20 protein-coding genes are annotated in these 21,156 nt (G+C 31.7%); 3 read left to right on the top strand and 17 right to left on the bottom strand.

What is annotated here, in order from left to right; translation table 11 throughout:
• Positions 1-13: 13 nt before the first annotated feature.
• From rfbA to AC2I98_RS11020, 8 genes are all read right to left on the bottom strand, one after another.
• A complete protein-coding gene (gene rfbA / locus AC2I98_RS11055) occupies positions 14-874 on the bottom strand; it encodes a glucose-1-phosphate thymidylyltransferase RfbA (RefSeq protein ID WP_486411738.1) in 861 nt (286 codons plus the stop codon).
• A gap of 437 nt (positions 875-1,311) precedes the next feature.
• Entirely contained in the window at positions 1,312-1,674 is a 363-nt protein-coding gene (locus AC2I98_RS11050) for a four helix bundle protein (protein WP_486411737.1), read from the bottom strand.
• 101 nt (positions 1,675-1,775) lie between these two features.
• The gene (rfbC, locus tag AC2I98_RS11045; RefSeq protein ID WP_486411736.1) at positions 1,776-2,330 is read right to left on the bottom strand and encodes a dTDP-4-dehydrorhamnose 3,5-epimerase; all 555 of its coding nucleotides are present in this window, start codon (positions 2,328-2,330) and stop codon (positions 1,776-1,778) included.
• A gap of 243 nt (positions 2,331-2,573) precedes the next feature.
• On the bottom strand, positions 2,574-3,692 hold the full coding sequence (gene wecB, locus AC2I98_RS11040; protein ID WP_486411735.1) for a non-hydrolyzing UDP-N-acetylglucosamine 2-epimerase: 1,119 nt from the start codon (positions 3,690-3,692) through the stop codon (positions 2,574-2,576).
• A gap of 147 nt (positions 3,693-3,839) precedes the next feature.
• Positions 3,840-3,947: a dTDP-4-dehydrorhamnose 3,5-epimerase family protein gene (locus AC2I98_RS11035; RefSeq protein ID WP_486411734.1), complete on the bottom strand. Its 108-nt coding sequence runs from the start codon at positions 3,945-3,947 to the stop codon at positions 3,840-3,842.
• Complete coding sequence (locus tag AC2I98_RS11030) at positions 3,947-4,963, bottom strand: NAD-dependent epimerase/dehydratase family protein (protein WP_486411733.1); 1,017 nt, start codon at positions 4,961-4,963, stop codon at positions 3,947-3,949. Before AC2I98_RS11030 ends, AC2I98_RS11035 begins: the two co-directional genes overlap by 1 nt.
• Complete coding sequence (locus AC2I98_RS11025) at positions 4,963-5,382, bottom strand: adenylyltransferase/cytidyltransferase family protein (protein WP_486411732.1); 420 nt, start codon at positions 5,380-5,382, stop codon at positions 4,963-4,965. The genes AC2I98_RS11030 and AC2I98_RS11025 overlap by 1 nt, the downstream gene beginning before the upstream one ends.
• A 101-nt stretch (positions 5,383-5,483) precedes the next feature.
• A complete protein-coding gene (locus AC2I98_RS11020) occupies positions 5,484-6,476 on the bottom strand; it encodes a mannose-1-phosphate guanylyltransferase (RefSeq protein WP_486411731.1) in 993 nt (330 codons plus the stop codon).
• A 315-nt stretch (positions 6,477-6,791) separates the two neighbouring features.
• On the opposite strand from AC2I98_RS11020, the gene AC2I98_RS11015 reads away from it, so the two are divergent.
• Together AC2I98_RS11015 and AC2I98_RS11010 are read left to right on the top strand one after the other, a co-directional pair.
• Positions 6,792-9,938, top strand: coding sequence for a M43 family zinc metalloprotease (locus AC2I98_RS11015; protein ID WP_486411730.1), 3,147 nt, complete (start codon positions 6,792-6,794; stop codon positions 9,936-9,938).
• Complete coding sequence (locus tag AC2I98_RS11010; protein WP_486411729.1) at positions 9,938-10,171, top strand: hypothetical protein; 234 nt, start codon at positions 9,938-9,940, stop codon at positions 10,169-10,171. Before AC2I98_RS11015 ends, AC2I98_RS11010 begins: the two co-directional genes overlap by 1 nt.
• Positions 10,172-10,244: 73 nt before the next feature.
• Here the strand turns inward: AC2I98_RS11010 and pyk are convergent, their stop codons facing one another.
• From pyk to AC2I98_RS10985, 5 genes are read right to left on the bottom strand one after another with little or no spacing between them, the layout of a single operon-like run.
• Positions 10,245-11,687 (bottom strand): pyruvate kinase, encoded by a 1,443-nt coding sequence (pyk, locus tag AC2I98_RS11005; RefSeq protein WP_486411728.1) that lies wholly within the window; start codon positions 11,685-11,687, stop codon positions 10,245-10,247.
• Positions 11,688-11,720: 33 nt separating this feature from the next.
• Positions 11,721-12,179, bottom strand: coding sequence for an IPExxxVDY family protein (locus AC2I98_RS11000; RefSeq protein WP_486411727.1), 459 nt, complete (start codon positions 12,177-12,179; stop codon positions 11,721-11,723).
• 4 nt (positions 12,180-12,183) lie between these two features.
• Positions 12,184-12,936, bottom strand: a complete 753-nt coding sequence (gene rnc / locus AC2I98_RS10995; protein ID WP_486411726.1) for a ribonuclease III — start codon at positions 12,934-12,936, stop codon at positions 12,184-12,186.
• Positions 12,936-14,189 (bottom strand): beta-ketoacyl-ACP synthase II, encoded by a 1,254-nt coding sequence (fabF, locus tag AC2I98_RS10990; RefSeq protein WP_486411725.1) that lies wholly within the window; start codon positions 14,187-14,189, stop codon positions 12,936-12,938. The genes rnc and fabF overlap by 1 nt, the downstream gene beginning before the upstream one ends.
• 14 nt (positions 14,190-14,203) lie before the next feature.
• A complete protein-coding gene (locus tag AC2I98_RS10985; RefSeq protein WP_038336002.1) occupies positions 14,204-14,440 on the bottom strand; it encodes an acyl carrier protein in 237 nt (78 codons plus the stop codon).
• A 228-nt stretch (positions 14,441-14,668) separates the two neighbouring features.
• Here AC2I98_RS10985 and pckA point away from each other — a divergent pair, with 228 nt between their 5' ends.
• Positions 14,669-16,240 (top strand): phosphoenolpyruvate carboxykinase (ATP), encoded by a 1,572-nt coding sequence (gene pckA, locus AC2I98_RS10980; RefSeq protein WP_486411724.1) that lies wholly within the window; start codon positions 14,669-14,671, stop codon positions 16,238-16,240.
• Between the two features lie 223 nt (positions 16,241-16,463).
• Here the strand turns inward: pckA and AC2I98_RS10975 are convergent, their stop codons facing one another.
• The 4 genes from AC2I98_RS10975 to glmS all read right to left on the bottom strand — a co-directional run bounded on the left by AC2I98_RS10975 (position 16,464) and on the right by glmS (position 21,152).
• The gene (locus tag AC2I98_RS10975) at positions 16,464-17,171 is read right to left on the bottom strand and encodes a tRNA1(Val) (adenine(37)-N6)-methyltransferase (RefSeq protein ID WP_486411723.1); all 708 of its coding nucleotides are present in this window, start codon (positions 17,169-17,171) and stop codon (positions 16,464-16,466) included.
• Positions 17,164-18,612 (bottom strand): ATP-binding protein, encoded by a 1,449-nt coding sequence (locus AC2I98_RS10970; RefSeq protein ID WP_486411722.1) that lies wholly within the window; start codon positions 18,610-18,612, stop codon positions 17,164-17,166. Before AC2I98_RS10970 ends, AC2I98_RS10975 begins: the two co-directional genes overlap by 8 nt.
• 2 nt (positions 18,613-18,614) lie before the next feature.
• On the bottom strand, positions 18,615-19,202 hold the full coding sequence (locus AC2I98_RS10965; RefSeq protein WP_486411721.1) for a riboflavin synthase: 588 nt from the start codon (positions 19,200-19,202) through the stop codon (positions 18,615-18,617).
• Positions 19,203-19,304: 102 nt separating this feature from the next.
• Positions 19,305-21,152 (bottom strand): glutamine--fructose-6-phosphate transaminase (isomerizing), encoded by a 1,848-nt coding sequence (gene glmS / locus AC2I98_RS10960; RefSeq protein ID WP_486411720.1) that lies wholly within the window; start codon positions 21,150-21,152, stop codon positions 19,305-19,307.
• Between the last annotated feature and the right edge of the window lie 4 nt (positions 21,153-21,156).

The following is a 21,156-nucleotide window of genomic DNA, read 5'->3' as shown; positions in this document are numbered from 1 at the left end:
GATTTAGTTTGTATTATTTTATAATTTTCAACAAATATTCGCCATAACCACTTTTCTTTAATGGTTCGGCTATCTCTTGTAATTGTTCTTTATTAATGTATCCCATACGGTAAGCAACTTCTTCTATCGCACCAATTTTCATTCCTTGACGCTCTTCAATTACTTGTACAAATTGACCAGCTTGCATCAACGAATTGATAGTACCAGTATCTAACCAAGCTGTTCCTCTATTAAAAACACCTACTTTGAGTTTCCCCCTTTTTAAGTATTCTGCATTAATATCTGTAATTTCTAATTCGCCTCGTGGAGAAGGTTGTATGTTTTTGGCAATTTCGACCACATCGTTGTCATAAAAATACAATCCAGGAACCGCATAATTTGATTTTGGTTCAGTTGGTTTTTCTTCTATTGATACGACTTGATTGTTTTCATCAAATTCTACCACACCGTATCTTTCGGGATCGCTCACTTGATAAGCAAAAACTACGCCACCATTTGGATCTGCAGAGTCTTGTAAAAGTTTTGACATTCCTGAAGCATAAAAAATATTATCACCTAATATTAAGGCAACTTTATCATTTCCAATGAATTCTTCACCTAAAATAAACGCTTGCGCCAACCCATCTGGACTTGGTTGTTCTTTGTAATAAAATTTACATCCTATTTGAGATCCGTCACCTAATAACTTCTCAAAGTGAGGTAAATCATGCGGTGTTGAAATAATTAAAATTTCATTAATCCCAGCCAACATCAATGTTGATAAAGGGTAGTAAATCATAGGTTTATCGTAAACAGGCATTAATTGTTTTGACACCGCCAATGTTAATGGATGTAAACGTGTGCCTGATCCTCCGGCTAAAATAATTCCTTTCATGTTTTTTTCTTGTTAGATGGTTAAAGGGTGAAAGAGTGAAATGGTTAAAAAATATACTTTTTAACTTTTTAACTTTTTAACTTTTTAACTTTTTAACTTCTTATTGTTAAAAGGTGAGACGGTTATTCTGTTATAGAAAATAAGATCCTAACATTATCTCTTTTTAATCTTCTAACCTCTTTTCCTTTTAGCTATTTAACTTCTTAACTTCTTAACTTCTTAACTTTTTATTGTTAAAAGGTGAGACGGTTATTCTGTTATAGAAAATAAGATCCTAACATTATCTCTTTTTAATCTTCTAACCTCTTTTCCTTTTAGCTATTTATCTTTTTAACTTCTTAACTTTTTATTGTTAAAAGGTGAGACGGTTATTCTGTTATAGAAAATAAGATCCTAACATTATCTCTTTTTAATCTTCTAACCTCTTTTCCTTTTAGCTATTTATCTTCTTTCAACTTATTAATTAATTTTGATAACATATTTTTTATAAAGAAAATTCTATTTGTAATTATTTCATTCTCTTTTGAATATTTTAAGCGATATGAAATCTCAACTTGTGTTTCTAATTCACTTAATGATCCTAAACTAATATATAAAAAACGTATGAACTCAGCATATCCATTTCTTCCTGCTCCTTCTGCTATATTAGAAGGAATTGAAATTGATGCTCTTCTCATTTGACTAATTAATCCAAATTGTTCCTCTTTAGGGAATTTACTTGTTAATCTATAAATTTCTTCTACAAGTATCATTGATTCTTGCCAAACTTTAAGGTCTTTATGAGAATTAATTTTATCCATATTTTTTTGTTAGATGGTTAGATGGTTAGATGGTTAGATGGTTAGATGGAAAATTACATAATTTCTAATCTATAACCTCTTAACATTATAACTTCTTAACTTTATAACCTCTTCAATCTAAACTCACCAAACGATTGTGCTTCTTGATCTTTCTCAGAAATTATCATTTTATCTGTTGGAATTTGCCAATCTATATTCAGTTCGATGTCTAAAGGGTTAACGCCGTCTTCAGATGCTTTGTTGTACACATTATCGCATTTATAGAAAAATGTTGCTGTTTCTGAAATCACCGAAAAACCATGTAAAAAGCCTCTCGGAATAAACAATTGTTTTTTATTTTCTGCTGATAATTCTACTGCGACAGCTTTTCCATAGGTTTCTGAACCTGGACGTACATCTACTGCGACATCAAGCACAGCTCCTTCAATTACACGCACCAATTTCGCTTGTGCGTACTCTCCTGCTTGCATATGTAAACCACGAACAACACCATAAGACGAACGAGACTGATTATCTTGAACAAAGTGTGGTTTATATCCTAAAATTTCTTCCATTTTTTTTTCGTTGTACGACTCAAAAAAATAACCTCTTGAATCCTCAAAAACAGTTGGTTCTAAAATAAAACAACCTTTCAATTTCGTTTCTATTACTTTCATTATAATCTTTTATTCACTTCTTCTTTAGGCAAAAGCCCTTTTCGTATTATTAATTACATCACTTTCTTTCAAATAATCATTTAGCTAAAGATTTAAAAAAAATTGCCAACTAAACTATGGATATAATTGTATCATATTTTTGTTTGACAACTCACTCTTGATGTTTATTTTATATTTTTCGATCTTTTAGTTGATTAAACAAATTATCTAATTACAGAATATTAATCCTATTCTTAATTTTAATTATAAAGTTTGAATAAACTTTACTATTCGTTCACAAGCTTTTCCATCACCATAAGGATTATGTAATTCACTCATCGAATTATATCTATTTTGATTTTTCAACAAATCGTTTGCTTCATCAATAATTTTAAATCTATCAGTTCCAACTAAAACTACTGTTCCTGCTTCTACTGCCTCTGGCCTTTCTGTTGAGTTTCGCATTACTAAAACTGGTTTTCCTAATGAAGGTGCTTCTTCTTGCACTCCTCCAGAATCGGTAATAATCATATAAGATTGCGACATTAGCCAAACAAAAGCAGGATAAGCCAAAGGATCTATTAATTTGATATTGGGGATATTTGACAATATATCATGTACCGGCTTTTGTACATTAGGATTTAAATGCACTGGGTAAATGATTTGTACATCAGTATTATTAAGCGCAATTTCTTTTAAGGCTTCACAAATATTAATAAAACCTTGTCCATGATTTTCTCGACGATGTCCAGTTACTAATATTAATTTCTTTGAAAAGTCTACAATTGTTTTTAAATACTCTATCTCTTCATTTTTGATTGATTGAACTTTTTTTGAACTATCCAATAATGCATCAATTACAGTATTACCTGTAATGATAATATTTTCTGATTTGATATTCTCTTTAATTAAATTATTATAAGACTGTTGCGTTGGAGCAAAATGAAAATCAGCTAATCTACCTGTCAATTGTCTATTCATTTCCTCTGGAAATGGAGACCATTTATTATGTGTTCGTAAACCTGCTTCTACATGACAGACTTTAGCTCCTGCATAAAATGCTGCTAAACCAGCTATAGATGAAGTAGAGGTATCTCCATGTACATATACATAATCTGGCTGAAAATCTTCTAGAACAGGCTTTAATTCTGTAATAATATCCGCAGTCAATGAAAAAAGATTTTGATTAGGTTTCATTAAATTTAAATCAAAATCTGGCTTAATTTCAAAGAAATCTAACACTTGGTCCAACATTTCTCTATGTTGAGCTGTTACGCAAACTTTTGTTTCAAAATCACTATTTTTTTTGAATTCTTTTACCAATGGAGCCATTTTTATAGCTTCTGGTCTTGTTCCAAATATAATTAAGTTCTTCTTTTTCATATCACTTACAAATCTCTTGTAAATATTCACCATAACCACTTTTTCTTAGTGGTTTCGCAATTTTTTAATCGTTTAAACAAGTTTCTTTGCTTATATATTTATTTAAAAGCCTTTCAATTAAAGAACTTGAATTATTTATAACCAAAACTATTGTATTTTTTTGGTATACGAATCAAAGAAAAAACCTCTTGAATCTTCAAAAACAGCTGGTTCTAAAATAAAACAACCTTTCAATTTCGTTTCAGTAGCTTTCATTATTTCTTATAATATTTTTTATACCATTGTACAAAATTGAAAACACCTTTGTCAACCGGATAAGTTGGGTTATAGCCAAATTTATCTTTCAAATCTTGGACATCGGCCCATGTTTGATTAACATCTCCTGCTTGCATCGGATACATTTCTAAAATAGCTTTTTCTCCTGTCGATTTTTCAATTTCTTTGATAAAATCCATTAATTGAACAGGTTTACTATTTCCTATATTGTATAATTGGTATTTTTCGTTTGTATTTTTATCTTCAAGGATTTTGTCTATTCCTTGAATAATATCATCAATGTATGTAAAATCTCGGGATAAATCGCCGTGATTAAATACTTTTAATGGGCGACGGTTAAGAATAGCATCTGTAAACAAGAACATTGCCATATCTGGTCTTCCCCAAGGTCCATAAACTGTAAAAAATCGTAATCCTATAGTTTGGAAATCATACAAATGGCTATAGGCATGCGCCATCAACTCATTTGCTTTTTTGGTTGCAGCGTATAAACTAATGGGATGATCAACGTTTTGATTTGTTGAAAAAGGAACATCAGAAGAGTTTCCATAGATACTTGAACTACTTGCGTAAAGTAACTTTTTGACGTTATAATTTCGGCAACATTCTAATATATTTAGAAAACCAACCAAATTACTCTGTCCATAGGCATCGGGATTTTCGATACTATAACGAACTCCTGCTTGTGCAGCTAAGTTAACTACAGCATCAAAAGAATATGTTTTAAAAAGTTGTGCCAATGATTCTTTATCTTCTAAATTCATGCGATAGAAAATCATTTTTTCTTCGTGTTTAGACGAAATGACTTTTTGATCAAAATTTGAAGCAAATTCTTGATCGATTCCTAATTCTTTTAATCGATCATATTTTAACTGAACAGTGTAATAATCGTTTATATTATCAATTCCAACAACTTGAATATTTTTTTCGATTAACTTTTCAGCTAAATGATAACCTATAAAACCAGCTACGCCAGTTATAAATACTGTTTTCATTATTTCTCCTTTTCAGAAGTCGCAACTACCCTTCTTAATCCTGAACTAGAGAAGCGATGTGTACGTTTGTTGTAGTAAATTTGAATATTATTATCTAAACAATATTGTTTTCCTGTAAAATCTATATTTCGGTATTCTTCACCAATAATTCTAATATTTACTGGTAATGCACTTAACATATCAAACAAATCTTGTTCGGTTTCGTATGGGATTATTTCGTCTACATAACGACATCCTTCCAATTGTATATAGCGTTCTACGATAGATTGTGTAGGGCTATTTTTTGAAGGGTCTACTGCTGCAGGATCTGTATTAAGACCTACAATCAAGTAATCACATTGTCTTTTTGCTTCTTCAAGCATCATAACGTGTCCCGCGTGAAGTAAGTCAAATATTCCGAAAGTTATTCCAGTTGTCATTTATAATAATATTGTTGGAATGACAAATTTAGGGAATATTGTTGAATTAATTTTAAGGAATATAGCAATAAAAAAGCTCTCAAATTTGAGAGCTTTTGTTTTTATATTAATTCCGAATTTCTTTTTTCTAAATGTGTATAAACATTTTTTACTTCTTGTGAATATTCTTTTTGTAGAATTAAATTCGCTGTTGGTGTATTGACAAATATACAATTCTGAAGCCCTACAAAAGATGTATACACATCTGTTCCAATCACCATATTTCCATTTCGATCAACATAATGTCCATTCATCACAAAATAATCATATAAGGATTCGAAAGAACCTAAGTCGTTCCAAATAAATTTAGCCGGAACCACTTTTATTTTTTTGCTTCGTTCCATCACCGCATAGTCTATACTATTTGAAGGAATATTCATCGAAAGTTCTTCATTCAGCTCTCCATTTACATTTTCAGACCATGCTATTTTAGACGCTTCATAAATTTCTTTTTCAAACTTCTTCAATTCTTTCAATAAAATTCTCGCCTTGAAACAAAACATCCCACTGTTCCACAAAAAATTGCCTTGCTCAATAAAATCTTGCGCTGTAATATGATTTGGTTTTTCACGAAACGATAGCACATTATCTTTTTTATGTTCGATATAGCCATATCCTGTTTCTGGACGAGTTGGATGCACACCAAATGTCACAATATGATCATTCTGAGCTAAATCTATCGCTTTTTTCATCGCGTCTTGATACGCTTCCATATCTTCAATCAAATGATCCGAAGGCGTTACAATCAAAATATCATCTTCCTCAACTGCTAAAGCAGCAAAAGCAATCGCAGCAGCAGTATTACGTGGAACAGCTTCTACAATTTTTGTGTATTCTACATCTATTTTATCAAGAACTTCTTGACTTAAATGATCATTATCTTTATTACCTATCACCATTAACTTATCCGCAATTGGTCGATTACGTTGGATAGTTAATTCGAATAATGATTTTTCATTAAACAAAGGTAAATATTGTTTGGGATGACTTTTTCGTGAAAGTGGCCAAAGTCGACTTCCAACACCACCAGATAAGATCACATTATAAATACACATAAATTCTTCTAATTCGAACTTGCAAATATAGGAAAGATTATACTTATTTTTTTATAAAATTATAATTTACAATACCCATTAAAACAATAAATTATACTACTCACAATTAAAGACTTAAGTTTAAAGATTTCGGAATTTTTAACAATAATATTATAGTATTATATTTCTAAAGATTATTTATTTTTTGAAATACTACCCATTCAACTACCCTTTTTTATAAAAAACTACCCTTTTTATACAAACAACTACCCTGCATATACTTTGTTATTGTATAAGTAAATATAAAATTTGCAACAATCTTTAAACATATATCATATGAGCAAAAAATTACTCTATTTTAAATTATTATCATTATTCCTCTTATCAAATGGTTATGCTAGCGCGCAAGAATATTGCGCTACTGATGAAATGAATGAGGCTTTTTTAAAAAACAATCCTCAAATAAGACAAATTGCTGAATTATCTAATAAGAGAATCGCAGAAGAAATGAAGACTGGCAAATTCTTAAATAGAAAAGCTAATCAAATCTATGAGATTCCAATTGTTGTACATTTATTTGTTGATAATTCTCCTTTAGGAAGTCAGACAAACCCTAGTGATGAACAAATAAAAAAATGGATTGATTATACAAATGGTCTTTACGCCAATACTTATTACCAAAATAACACTAGTGCTAATTATCCCTTTAGACTAGTCTTAGCAAAAAGAACTGCAGATAACAAACCAACAAATGGTATCATTAGGTTAGACTATTCAAAAGACTCTAAATACTCAACCCATGGTGTAAATTATGATACTAAAAATGGATATGAAGCCGAAGATTTAATAAAAACAAGTTTTTGGGATCCAAAAAGCTATTATAATGTATATGTTTTTAACAAGTTTGATTCAGGAGAAAGTGGTCTAAATGGCTATGCAAGAATGCCAGAAAGCGCCGGAACTATTTATGATTATACAGTGATGCGTTCAGGTGTAGTGAGAGAAAATATGGCAACTTTTGGACACGAAGTTGGGCATGCATTAGGCTTACACCATGTTTTTGGAGGGTCTTCTAATACAAATTGTACAGAAACAGAATCTAGTGATCCGTATACTACAGGTGATTTTATCGCTGATACAGCACCAACTATAAACGGAAATTATTATTATTCTAAATATTTAACGAGTAGTCCAACTTCTTCTATTATCAATCATTGTACAAACCAGCCTTTTGATGATATTGTAAGTAATGTTTTAAACTATGGATCTGGTGGTCCAAATGGACGATCAATTTTTACTCAAGGGCAGACTGATAGGTCTATAGAAAAATTCTTAGAGTTTAGATCATCTTTCTTAACCTCTTTAGCTTTAACACCTGCAGATGGGACGAGTAATATTCCTGTAGAAGCTTGTGAAGTAACTGAACTTACAACTTCTCGATATATTCGTTTTGATCAAGTAGAGTTTAATACAATCTATAAAAAAGGATTAAGTAGTAATCTACACAATGACTTTACAAAAAATAACAATGTAAACTCTGCTTATATCACAGAAGTGACTGAAGGAAATTCATATCCTTTAAGTATTAGCACTCAAAATACAACAAACAGAAGAAAAGTTTATGTTTATATAGATTATAATGGAAATGGTGTTTTTGATGCTGATGAAGTTGTTTTATCTAATCTTGATTTACTTGGGAATGTTACAAATTTATCAACAACGATTACTATACCTACCACAGCTATAAAAAACACTCCACTTAGAATGAGAATTGTTGGTGATGTATCAAATACTTACAGCAATACTCTTCACGTTACTTATGGCCCTTGTGATCCTCGCTTTGGAGGGCAGTTAGAAGACTATACCATCATCGTAAAAGATGCTACATCTACAGTTTGGAACGGTACTTCTTGGTCTGTAGGAGAACCAACAGATACAAAAGAAGCTATTGTAAGAGGTGATTTGATTCTTAATAATTCACGTATTCAAACAAATAAATTCACCTTAGAAAGTGGTTCTGTTACAGTTAATAATTATGCTGCTATTATTGCACCTATTATCGAGAATAAATTATCTGCTGATAAATTCATAGTTACAGGAAACAATAGTGGATTAGTTCAATGGGGAAATAACCCTTCTGCAATTGGTGAATTTACAATTTTACAAGAAAGTTCACCTATGATTTTTAACGATGCTGCTTTATGGTCATCTCCTGTTAAAAATCAAAACCTTAGAGATTTTTCGCCAAATACATTGTTAAAAAGATTCTACAAATACAACGAAAAAACAAACAAATTTGCTAGTTTATTTGTTGAAGATCCTTTATATCCTAATGCTAACTTAGAAAATCCTACAAGCTATGATTTTGAAGTTGGTATAGGCTATCATATTCGAGTTGGTTCAGATTTCCCTACAACAAAACCAGGAAAAAAACATATTGGTAAATTTGTTGGTAAATTGAATACAGGATTATTATCTATTCCTGTAACAAAAAATAATTTTGGATATAACTTAATTGGTAATCCATATCCTGCACCAATTCATGCAAACTATTTATTGCAATACAATGAAGATATTTCTGCATTGTATTTCTGGACACAAGAATCTCCTCTAACAACAAATGGTTATGCTAGTAACAACTATTCTTCTTATACGAGAGCAGGTGGTGTACAAGCTGCTGCAGGTGGAAAAATACCTAACGGAAATATTGCAATAGGACAAGGTTTTTTTGTAGAAATGAAAGACAATCCTAGAAGTATTTTCTTAAGCAATAATTTTACAGGATGGGATAACGATGTTATTTTTCATAAAAAAGAAGAAGATACAAAGCGTGTGAGATTAGATTTGTATGAAGGCACACAAGCTAAAAATCAGATCTTAGTAACTTATATGCAAGATGCTACAAATGGTGTTGATCATCAAATTGATGCTACATTGAATAGAATGTTCAACGGATCTACATTATTTTCTATCATAGATGGAAATGAAGAAAAATATGTAATTCAGGGACGTGCACCTTTCACAACAGAAGATATAGTTCAACTAGGATTTGATGCGAAAGAAAATGCACCTTATACAATAAAATTAAGTAACACAGAGAATTTTGATAATCAAGCAATTTATTTAAGAGACAAAGATCTTAATCAAGTAATTGATTTAACTAAAGATCATTACACTTTTGATGCTCAACCAGGTATTTATAACAATCGTTTTGAAGTAATTTATCAGAACAAAATGTTATCTACTACAGACTTATCAAAACAAGATGTAACATTATACAATACAAATAATACACTTGTATTAAAATCTCAAAAAGAAATCACTTTTGTAGAGGTTTATGATATCACAGGTCGAAAAGTTATCTCTAAAAAGACATCGAATAATCAACTTGTATTATCAGAAGTAAAGAAAAATAATCAAGTCTTATTAATCAAAGTAACTACTTCAGATTCTAAAACAACAACTTTAAAAACTTTATTCTAATGAAAAAACTTATCTTAATAATAATTTTATCATTTTCACCATTTATCTATGCAAATGATGAAGATCAAGTATCATTCTTTTCATCACAATCACAATCAAATGATATTGCTACTGTTGATGATCCTGATACTCCTGGTGCTCCAATTAACGACTCTGCTTATCTATTACTGTTCATAGCTATTGGAGCTGGGTTTGTTTATTTCAGAAATAAATCAATAAAAGTCATTCGATAATTGTTCTAACATTTTAATGCAAAAAAAATCCGGCTCAAATGAGCCGGATTTATAATTAAAATTTATTTGAATCTTAAATCATCGAAATACGTAATGTATTTGTAATTCCTTTCTCAAATGCTGGCATTGCATTCAAGTTGATGATATAATCACCATATTCTACGTAACCTGCATTTTTAGCTAAAATATTAACTTCGGTTACCGTTTGATCTGTTGATGTATCTCTTGGATCGTAATTAATTGCTTTTACACCCCATAATAAATTCAACATACGATTGATTCGTTTACTTGGGTTAAATACCAAAATAAATGAATTTGGACGATGAGATGAAATTTGGAAAGCTGTATAACCTGAATATGTTAATGTCGCAATTGCTTTTGCTCCTGTATCCTGAGCCATTTTAGCTGCGTTATAACAAACCATATCTGTTACAAAACGTTCGTTTTTCACTAATGGTTTGTGCTCTGGTACATGTACGTGATCATCATCCTCTACAGTTTGAAGAATCTTCGTCATTTTTTCAATTACTTGAACTGGGTATTGACCAACAGAAGTCTCTCCTGATAACATTACCGCATCTGCTCCATCAAAAACTGCATTTGCAACGTCAGAAACCTCAGCACGAGTTGGTGTTAAACTAGAAATCATCGTTTCCATCATTTGCGTTGCAACAATAACTGGTTTACGTGCTAATTTAGCTTTATCAATTAATTGTTTTTGCGCTTTTGGAACAATTTCAAACGGAACTTCTACTCCTAAATCTCCACGAGCAACCATCAAACCGTCAGAAAATTCTAAAATATCATCGATATTTTCTAATGCTTCTGGTTTTTCGATTTTAGAAATAATTGGAATTTTTAATGTTCCATTTTCTTTGATAAATTCTGATAAATCTTTTACATCTTGTCCAGAACGTACAAAAGATAATGCAAACCAATCGACACGATTTTCAATCGCGAATTTTGCATCTTCTTTATCTTTTTCTGTTAAAGCTGGTAAAGAAATATTTGTATTTGGTAAGTTAACTCCTTTTTTAGAACGCAATGGACCTCCTTGAATTGTTTCTGCTTTAACAATATCAGTTCCATTTGTTTCAATTACTTTGAAGATTAATTTTCCGTCATCTATCAAAATATTTTCACCCACTTGCACGTCTTGAGCAAATTTTTTGTACGTCATAAAAACTTTTTCTTTTGTTCCTACAACATCTTCGTTCGTGAATGTTAAAATTTCTCCTGGATTGATAACGAAATCTTCATGTTCCATTTTTCCAATACGCAATTTTGGCCCTTGTAAATCTGCTAAAATTGCTGTATTGTAGCCATGATCGTTATTTAATTGATGAATTGTTTCAATCTTACGTTTCACGTCCGCATAGTCTGCGTGTGAAAAGTTAATACGGAACACATCTGTTCCTTTTCTCATCATTTCTAATAAGATCTCTGGACTTTCTGTTGCCGGACCTAAAGTCGCGACAATTTTTGTCTTTTTAAGATATTGTCTATCGTAAATCATAATTTTTCCCTTTTTTTTATGCACAATATTTTGTTAGAATACCAATCTGTCAGCATTGCTAATAAGATCGACATCTATTTTTTTTATCAATTTTATAAAATCTTTTTCTACAAACGGAAGTTGAAGATTTTCTATGTTATCTTCCCAACCAGATACTTTGACAATATAATTGCAATCCTTATAATTGGGCACAAGAATAATGCTCTCTTTGAAAAGATTTGATAAATCTACTTCATTTTTTTTAAAATCGGATTGATTTGGAATATTTTTAATGATGTGATAATCTATTTTATTCGCTTCATCTAACCATTCGTAAGTCTCGAAATAGTAAGTATGATCATCCAACCAAATATCCAAATCATTGATGCGCTGAAAACGCGTATCAAAAGTAGAATTGAGATGGAAAATAAATTGTGTAGGAGTGTTGAAACTAGAATTTACGCCTATCAGATGGAAATCTATCCAATCGTCATATAAGAGTAATTCTGCCATGCTTCTAAACTTTTTCTATTTTCTTTTGTAGCGAATAGTAGGCGCGTTTTGCTGCACTTTCTTCCGCTTTCTTTTTTGAAGTTCCTCTCCCCTTCGAGATGACTTTGTCGTTGAGACGTATAACGGATACAAAAACCTGAAGATCTTCAGCATTTTGTTCTTCAAATGTATTGAATCTTATCGTATTTCTTGTTTTTTGACTCCATTCCAAAATCAATGATTTATGACTTGTAATGGTGTGTTCCAAACGATCTAAATCCGCATAAGGGTCAATAATTTTGATCTGAATAAACTTTTGGACTGCATCTATTCCTCCATCCACATAAATTGCACCTACCAAAGCTTCTAACATATCACCATTTACATCTTCTCCTAAATTGTTGTGATTGTTCATTGGATCTAAATAATCCAACAAACCAAGTTGTTTCGAAACTGCATTTAATTGTTTACGCGAAACAATCTTAGATCGCATTTTGGTTAAATAACCTTCTTGTTGATCTGGTGCTTTGTAGTATAAGTGCATTGCTGCAGAAGCACCAAGTAATGCATCTCCTAAAAACTCTAATCTTTCAAAGTTTATACTGTTTCCATTTTCATCTTTTTTTTGAGCTGATCTATGGGTAAATGCTTCTTTAAATACCTCAACATTCTGAGGAGTATAACCCAAGATCTCTTTCAAAAATTTCAAAAAAGGATCAGATGAATTTGAATCATCACGATGATTTTTAAAAGAAAATAATTTTTTTAAGAAAGACATTACTTATACTTCTTAAATATCACACATGCATTGTGACCACCAAAACCAAAAGTATTACTTAATGCATATTCTACATTTTTCTCTTTTGCTTTGTTAAATGTATAATCAATTTTAGGATCAAGATTTTCATCATCCGTAAAATGATTAATTGTTGGTGGAACAATACCATTATTGATTGCTCCAATAGTCGAAATCGCCTCGATAATTCCAGCACCACCTAATAAGTGACCTGTCATTGATTTTGTTGAGTTGATTTGAATATTGTATGCATGTTCTCCAAATAATTTTTGAATCGCTTTAGATTCAGCAATATCACCTAATGGTGTAGATGTTCCGTGCATATTGATATGATCCACGTCTTCTACGTTGATATTCGCATCTAATAAAGCTTCTTTCATCACATTTAACGCTCCTACTCCTTCTGGATGTGGTGCTGTAATATGATGTGCATCTGCTGTCATTCCTGTCCCTACTAATTCAGCATAAATTGTAGCTCCACGTGCAATTGCATGTTCGTATTCTTCTAAAACAATACATCCAGCTCCTTCTCCCATTACAAAACCGTCGCGGTCTTTGTCGAATGGTCTAGAAGCAGTTTGTGGATCATCATTTCGTGTAGATAACGCATGTAATGCATTGAATCCTCCAATACTAGATGCTGTAATCGCAGCTTCTGAACCTCCTGTAACAATAGCTTCTGCTTTTCCAAGTCTTAATAACATGTAAGCATCAATAATTGCGTTTGTAGAAGAGGCACATGCCGAAACAGTTGTATAATTAGGTCCCATAAGACCAAATTCCATTGAAATATGACCAGGCGTGATATCTGCTATCATCTTAGGGATAAAGAAAGGATTGAAACGTGGTGTTCCATTTCCTGTAGCAAAATTAGAAACTTCTTCTTCAAAAGTTTTAATTCCACCTATACCAGACCCCCATATAACGCCGATACGCTCTTTGTTTACATTAGCAGCATCTAAGATCCCACTGTGTTTGATAGCTTCTCTTGCAGCCACAATTCCCAATTGGGCACAACGATCAATCTTGCGCGCTTCTTTTCGATCAAAATGATCTTCAATATTGAAGTTTTTGATCTCACAAGCAAATTGTGTCTTAAAAAGAGTTGCATCAAAAAGCGTAATAGGCGCAGCGCCACTTACACCATTCACTAATCCATCCCAGTATTCTTGGTATGTATTTCCGATTGGTGTTAGCGCGCCTAAACCTGTTACTACTACTCTTTTTAATTCCATAAAAATAGGAACTATTACTTGTTTAAGTCTTCGATGTATGTTACAGCTTGACCTACTGTAGAAATTTTTTCTGCTTGATCGTCTGGAATTTGAATATCAAATTCTTTTTCGAATTCCATGATTAATTCTACTGTGTCTAATGAATCAGCTCCTAAATCGTTAGTGAAACTTGCTTCTAGCGTAACTTCGCTTTCGTCAACTCCTAATTTATCTACGATAATTGCTTTCACTCTTGATGTAATGTCAGACATAATTTTCTAATTTTAATTGTTGTAAACTAGTGCAAAAATATAAAACTTATATTAAATACAAGCTTTTTTTTATATGCACGCATAAGAACTTGCAAATATAGGGTGAATAAATATTCACGAAAACGTTTAAGTGAATGACATAAGTCAAATTTTTCAAGCTTTTTTTTATTGTAACTTTGTGCAAAGTTTTTACCTTTAATATTTTAAAATACTATAAAAATCACAAAAATGAGCATAGAATTGGCATCTTACGGAATAAAAAATTCCAAAATTAACTATCAATTATCTCCTGAAGAGCTTACGGAGAAAATGGTAGAATTAGGACAAGGAGAAATTACATCTTCTGGAGCAGTAAATATGTTAACAGGAGAATTTACAGGACGTTCTCCTAAAGATCGTTTTATTGTTATAGACGAAATCACTGCAGACAACGTTTGGTGGGATGGAAACATCAATATTCCTTTCGATTCTGATAAATTTGACGCTTTATACGATAAAGTTGTAGAGCATTTAAGTAACCGCGAAATTTATGTACGCGATGCATTTGCTTGTGCAGATGATGCATACAAAACTAAAATTAGAGCAATTACTGAATCTCCTGCAGCTAATTTATTTATTTACAACATGTTTATTCGTCCAACAGAAGAAGAATTAAAAAACTTTGGAGATTCTGAATGGACAATTATAAATGCGCCAACTTTTGTTGCTGATGCAAACGAAGATGGTACGAGACAACACAATTTTTCTATCTTAAACTTTAAACGTAAAATTGTTTTAAATGGTGGAACTGGTTATACAGGAGAAATGAAAAAAGGAATTTTTTCGGCTCTTAACTTCATCATGCCAGTATTTAGAAACACTTTACCAATGCACTGTTCTGCTAACTCTGGAGAAAACGGAGATACTGCAATGTTCTTTGGTTTATCTGGTACAGGAAAAACAACTTTATCTGCAGACAAAAACAGACGCTTAATTGGTGATGACGAACACGGATGGACAGAAGATAATACAGTTTTTAATTTCGAAGGTGGTTGTTATGCAAAAGTAATTAACTTATCTCCAGAAGGTGAGCCAGAAATATTTGCAGCAATTAAAGATGGTGCTTTATTAGAAAACTGTAAATTAGTTCCTGGAACTAACGAAGTTGACTTTACAGACACTTCAATTACAGAAAACACACGCGTTTCTTACCCAATTGATTATATCGAAAATATTGCTGTTCCATCTGTAGGAAAAAATCCTAAGAATATTTTCTTCTTATCATTTGATGCTTATGGTGTTTTCCCACCAATCGCAAAATTAAATCCAGATCAAGCTGCTTACTTATTTATCTCTGGATATACATCTAAAGTAGCTGGTACAGAAGCTGGAGTTACAGAACCTCAAACAACATTCTCTACTTGTTTCGGTGCACCATTTATGCCGTTACACCCAACAAAATATGCTGAAATGTTAAGCGATAAAGTTGAAAAAACTGGTGTAAACGTTTGGTTAATCAATACAGGTTGGAATGGTAAAAAAGAACGTATGTCGTTAAAAGATACTCGTGCCGTTATTAATGCTGCATTAAACGGAGATTTAAACAATGCTGAGTTCAAAAAAGATCCTTATTTTGGATTTGAAGTTCCGGTTGCAATTGAAGGAGTATCTCCTGAAAAATTAAATCCTGCAACTTCTTTTGATTCGACTGAAGCTTACGAAGCAAACGCTAAAGAATTAGCAGATAAATTTAAAGCGAACTTCAAGAAATTTGAAGAGTTTGCTACTGCTGATTTATTAGCTGGAGGACCAACAATTTAAGGTTGAAATTAAGATTGAGATTAAGATTGAGATTAAGACAAAGTTTTAACTCATTTTGAAAATCAGAAATAAATACAAAACCGAGCAAATTGCTCGGTTTTTTTATGTTTTAAATTTTTTAAAAAGATATAATTCATCTTAATTCTAGATACACTTTTTATAAATTTCATTTCTAAAAATCACTCAAATTGACAAATTTTCATTCAGATTTACAATAGAAAAATTACATTTTCAAATAAAAATCTTTTGTTAAATTGGTATAATCTTCTGTGTATTGATGACGTTCGACTTCGATGATTAATTCTTTTTCTTCTACTTCTTTTTCATGAAAACTAAATTCTAACAGAACTCGTTTGATTGCAGTTGTTGAGTTTCCTCTTACATAAACTGTTTTTGATCGCTTTAATCCTTTTTGCGAGGCAATTTCACTAAAAACACCCATTTGATCATACGGAATAATAAAACTCGCCAAACCGTCTTTATGAAGTAATTCAGCAGTTTTCTGGAGCAATTCTTCGAATGTTAAAGTTTCTTGTTGGCGTGCTTGTTTACGCGCATCAAAATCAACCGTATCATTCACCACAAAAAAAGGAGGATTACTGACAATCAAATCATATTTTTTATCTGTTGAATACTCTTGAAGTGATGAATTAAAAATTGTTAAACGATTAGCAAAAATAGAATGCTCAAAATTTTCTGATGCTTGTATAAATGCATCTTTATCAATTTCTATCGCATCAAGTTTTGCATTTGGAAAACGTTGGGCCAACATCAACGAGATTAATCCAGTTCCAGTTCCAATATCTAAAATATTTTCTCCCAATTCTAAAGTCGACCAAGCACCAAGTAAAACACCATCTGTGCCTACTTTCATTGCGGTTTTATCTTGAAAAATTTCGAATTGTTTGAATCGAAAAGGTTTTCTATTCATTGTAAGGAATCAAAATGTAGAATGTTGTACCAACAGAAATTTCGGTTTCGAAACGAATTGTTCCATCGTAATCATCAATAATTTTTTTCACCATTGGTAAACCGATTCCCATGCCACTATTCTTTGTTGTAAATTTTGGAACAAATATAGAATCTTGTGATTCTACTGGAATTCCATTTCCATTATCTTGTATGGTAATATGAAGAAAATCTTTTACAAAAGCGACATCCACTTTCACTTTTGCAGTACGAGATTGTGGAATAGATTGAAATGCATTCTTTGTAATATTGGTAATAATTCTGTTCAAATATTGTTTATCAAAACGCATCATGATGATATTTGGAGAATAATTAAACTCGATAAACTCCATTGGAAATACATAAAGTGTATTTTTTATGACTTCTACAACATCAATTTTTTCATCTTTACGCGATGGCATTTTTGCAAAATCTGAAAAAGCCTCTGCAATACCAGAAATTGTATCGATTTGTTGTAATAAAATATTACCTGTTCGCATGGTTTTTTCTTCCAAATCAGGATCATTGGCATCAAATTTTCGCATATAATTCTGAATCATCAAACGCATTGGTGTCAATGGATTCTTTACTTCATGTGCAACTTGTCTTGCAAAATCTCGCCATGCTTCCTCCCTTTCTTGTTTTGCTAACAAATCTGATTGTTCGCGCAACCTAAACAGCATATCATTATAAGAATCAACTAAAACTTTAATTTCATCATTTCCATCATATCGAATCGGCATATTGTTGACGATAACTTCTGTTTCGCGAATACGATCTGCAAACGACCAAAGCTTATTTAAAGTACGTTTTGTAACAAAATACACCGCCAATGTTCCAAACAAAAGAATTACTCCAAAAGCTAAACCATAACTACCAATTAAGGTAAACATGTCTTGTTGTAAAAAGTCTTGATTAGATTGATAAGGTAAACAAAGAATCGCTATATTTTCGTTGTAATAATTCTTGATATTACTGTAAGATGAATAGATATCATTCTCGTTGTTGGTATCTTTATTCGTAACAATAAAATCGTTAGAATTTTTGAGCTTATCTAATATTTTTTGTGGTAAAACATCATACGTTGTCGAAACGGGTTGCGTTGTTAAAATTTTATTTCCACGCAAATCGTAAATCACAATATCTGTTTTGTTGATATCTCCAATACGAAGAAAACCGTCTTCTAACAAATTATGAATATTATCTTTGGTTGCAATACCAGGATAATTATCCATTTCGTAATCTATTGCAGATTCTACAGCTCTTACTTTTCTCTTGAGAATATCTTCGTGATATTGTTTGGTTTGATCATTAAAATGATTGGCAGTAATTAGCAAGATTGCTCCTGCGGTAAATAACAAAATCGTTACCATATAAATGATAATACGAACAGGTAGCGATAGGTTATTTTTTTTTCTAATCATTTTTATTTTTGGAATAATCTTTTAACGTATTTTCCTAAGATGTCAAATTCTAAATTTAATGTATCTCCAACTTTCACTTGATTTAGATTTGTAAATTCCCAAGTGTATGGAATAATTGCTACAGAAAATTGTCCAATTTTGCTATCTACAACTGTTAAACTAATTCCATTAAGACAGATTGAACCTTTTTCTACTGTTACATTTCCAGATGAAGCTTCATCATATTCAACTGTTAGAAAAAAACTTCCGTTTTGATTTTCAATTGAAACAATTTTTCCAGTTTGATCAACATGTCCTTGAACAATATGACCATCGATACGACCATTGAACTGCAAACATCGTTCTAAATTGATCAAATCACCTTCTTTTAAAGTGTTAAAATTTGTTTTTTGTAAGGTTTCCTCTATAGCAGTGACTTTGTAAAGACCATCTTTGAAATCAACAACTGTTAAACACACGCCATTGTGCGCAACACTTTGATCAATTTTTAATTCATCACAAAAATCTGCTTCAATCCATAAATGTAAATTTGATTGATCTTTCTCTGCTTTTATAAGCTTTCCAACTCCTTCAACGATTCCTGTAAACATGATGTTATTTTTGGTGAAAATAATAATTAATTCTAAAATTATAAAATGAAAAAGGGATGATTTTGAAACATCATCCCTTTACTATTTATCTGAATAAGATTTTTACTCTACAGTAACTGATTTTGCTAAGTTACGAGGTTGGTCTACATTCTTACCTAATTTAACAGCAATCCAGTACGATAATAATTGTAATGGAATAGCAGTTAAGATTGGAGAGAATTCTTCTGCAGTTTCAGGGATTACTACATAATCATCTGCCATAGCAGTTACTTGCTCATCACCTTCGTTTACAATAGCAATTACTTTTGCACTACGTGATTTTATCTCTTGTATGTTAGAAACAACTTTTTCGTAGTATCCTTTTTTCGTTGCAATTACAATTACTGGCATATTTTCATCCAATAATGCGATTGGTCCGTGCTTCATTTCTGCTGCTGGATATCCTTCTGCATGAATGTAAGAAATTTCTTTCAATTTTAATGCACCTTCTAAAGCTGATGGATAATTGTATCCACGTCCTAAATAGATTGCATTTCTGTTATCTTTGTATTTATCAGCGATTTGATCAATTACACCTTCACAGTTATCTAAAATTTGTTGAACTAATTCAGGAATACGCTCTAATTCACGTGTTAACAATGTAAATTTCTCTGTTGATAATTCACCATTGTGTTTTCCTAATTTTAATGCAATCAATGCTAAAATTGTTAACTGAGCTGTAAACGCTTTTGTTGAAGCAACACCAATCTCTGGACCTGCATGCGTATAAGCACCAGCATCTGTAATACGAGCAATTGATGAACCTACAACATTATTAATTCCAAAGATAAATGCTCCAGCTTCTTTAGCTAATTTAAGCGCTGCTAATGTATCTGCTGTTTCTCCTGATTGGGAAATTGCAATTACGACATCGTGCTTGTTGATAATTGGATTACGGTAACGGAATTCAGAAGCATATTCCACTTCTACAGGAATACGAGCGAAATCTTCGATCATATATTCTGCTACTAAACCAGCGTGGTAAGATGTTCCACATGCAACAATGATGATACGTTTTGCATTCAAGAATTTCTCTTGATGATCCCAAATACCAGCCATTTTAATTACACCTTCGTCAACTAACAAACGTCCACGCATTGTATCGCGAATAGAACGAGGTTGTTCGTTGATTTCTTTTAACATGAAATGCTCGTAACCACCTTTTTCAATTGCTTCAATATTCAATTGTAATTCTTGAATATCTAAAGAAACTGTTTCGTTATTTTTAATCGTACGTACATCAACTTCTTTATCTAAAGTAATTGTTGCCATGTCACCATCTTCTAAATAAATCGCATCTTTCGTAAACTCAATAAACGGAGAAGCATCAGACGCTACAAAGAATTCATTTTCACCTATTCCTATTGCCAATGGAGAACCTAAACGTCCTACGACAATTGTATTTGGTTCTTCTTTGTCTAAAACTGCAATTGCATAAGCTCCAATCACTTCATTAAGAGCTAAACGAACTGCATCAGTTAAATTTAAGTTTTGCTCTTCTTGAAATAATTGAATAAAGTTTACTAAAACTTCTGTATCTGTATCACTGTGAAAAACGTAACCTTTATCTTTTAATAGTTGTTTGATTGATTCATAATTTTCAATAATTCCATTATGAACTAATACCAAACGTCCATTGTTTGACATATGAGGATGTGAATTTACATCATTTGGTACACCATGAGTTGCCCAACGTGTATGTCCGATTCCTAAATGAGGAGTTTTATCTAAGTTTGAAGATTTTTCTTCTAAATCAGAAACTTTTCCTTTTGTTTTTACTAATTCAAAATCAGTACCGGTAGAAAGAACTAATCCAGCACTATCATATCCACGATACTCTAGTCTTCTTAGTCCGTTAATAATAATTGGGTACGCTTCGCGATGTCCAATGTATCCGACAATTCCACACATAATA

It is taken from the genome of Empedobacter sp. EJD.6dd (genome assembly GCF_057369435.1).
This window is presented reverse-complemented; position numbering and strand designations above follow the sequence as displayed.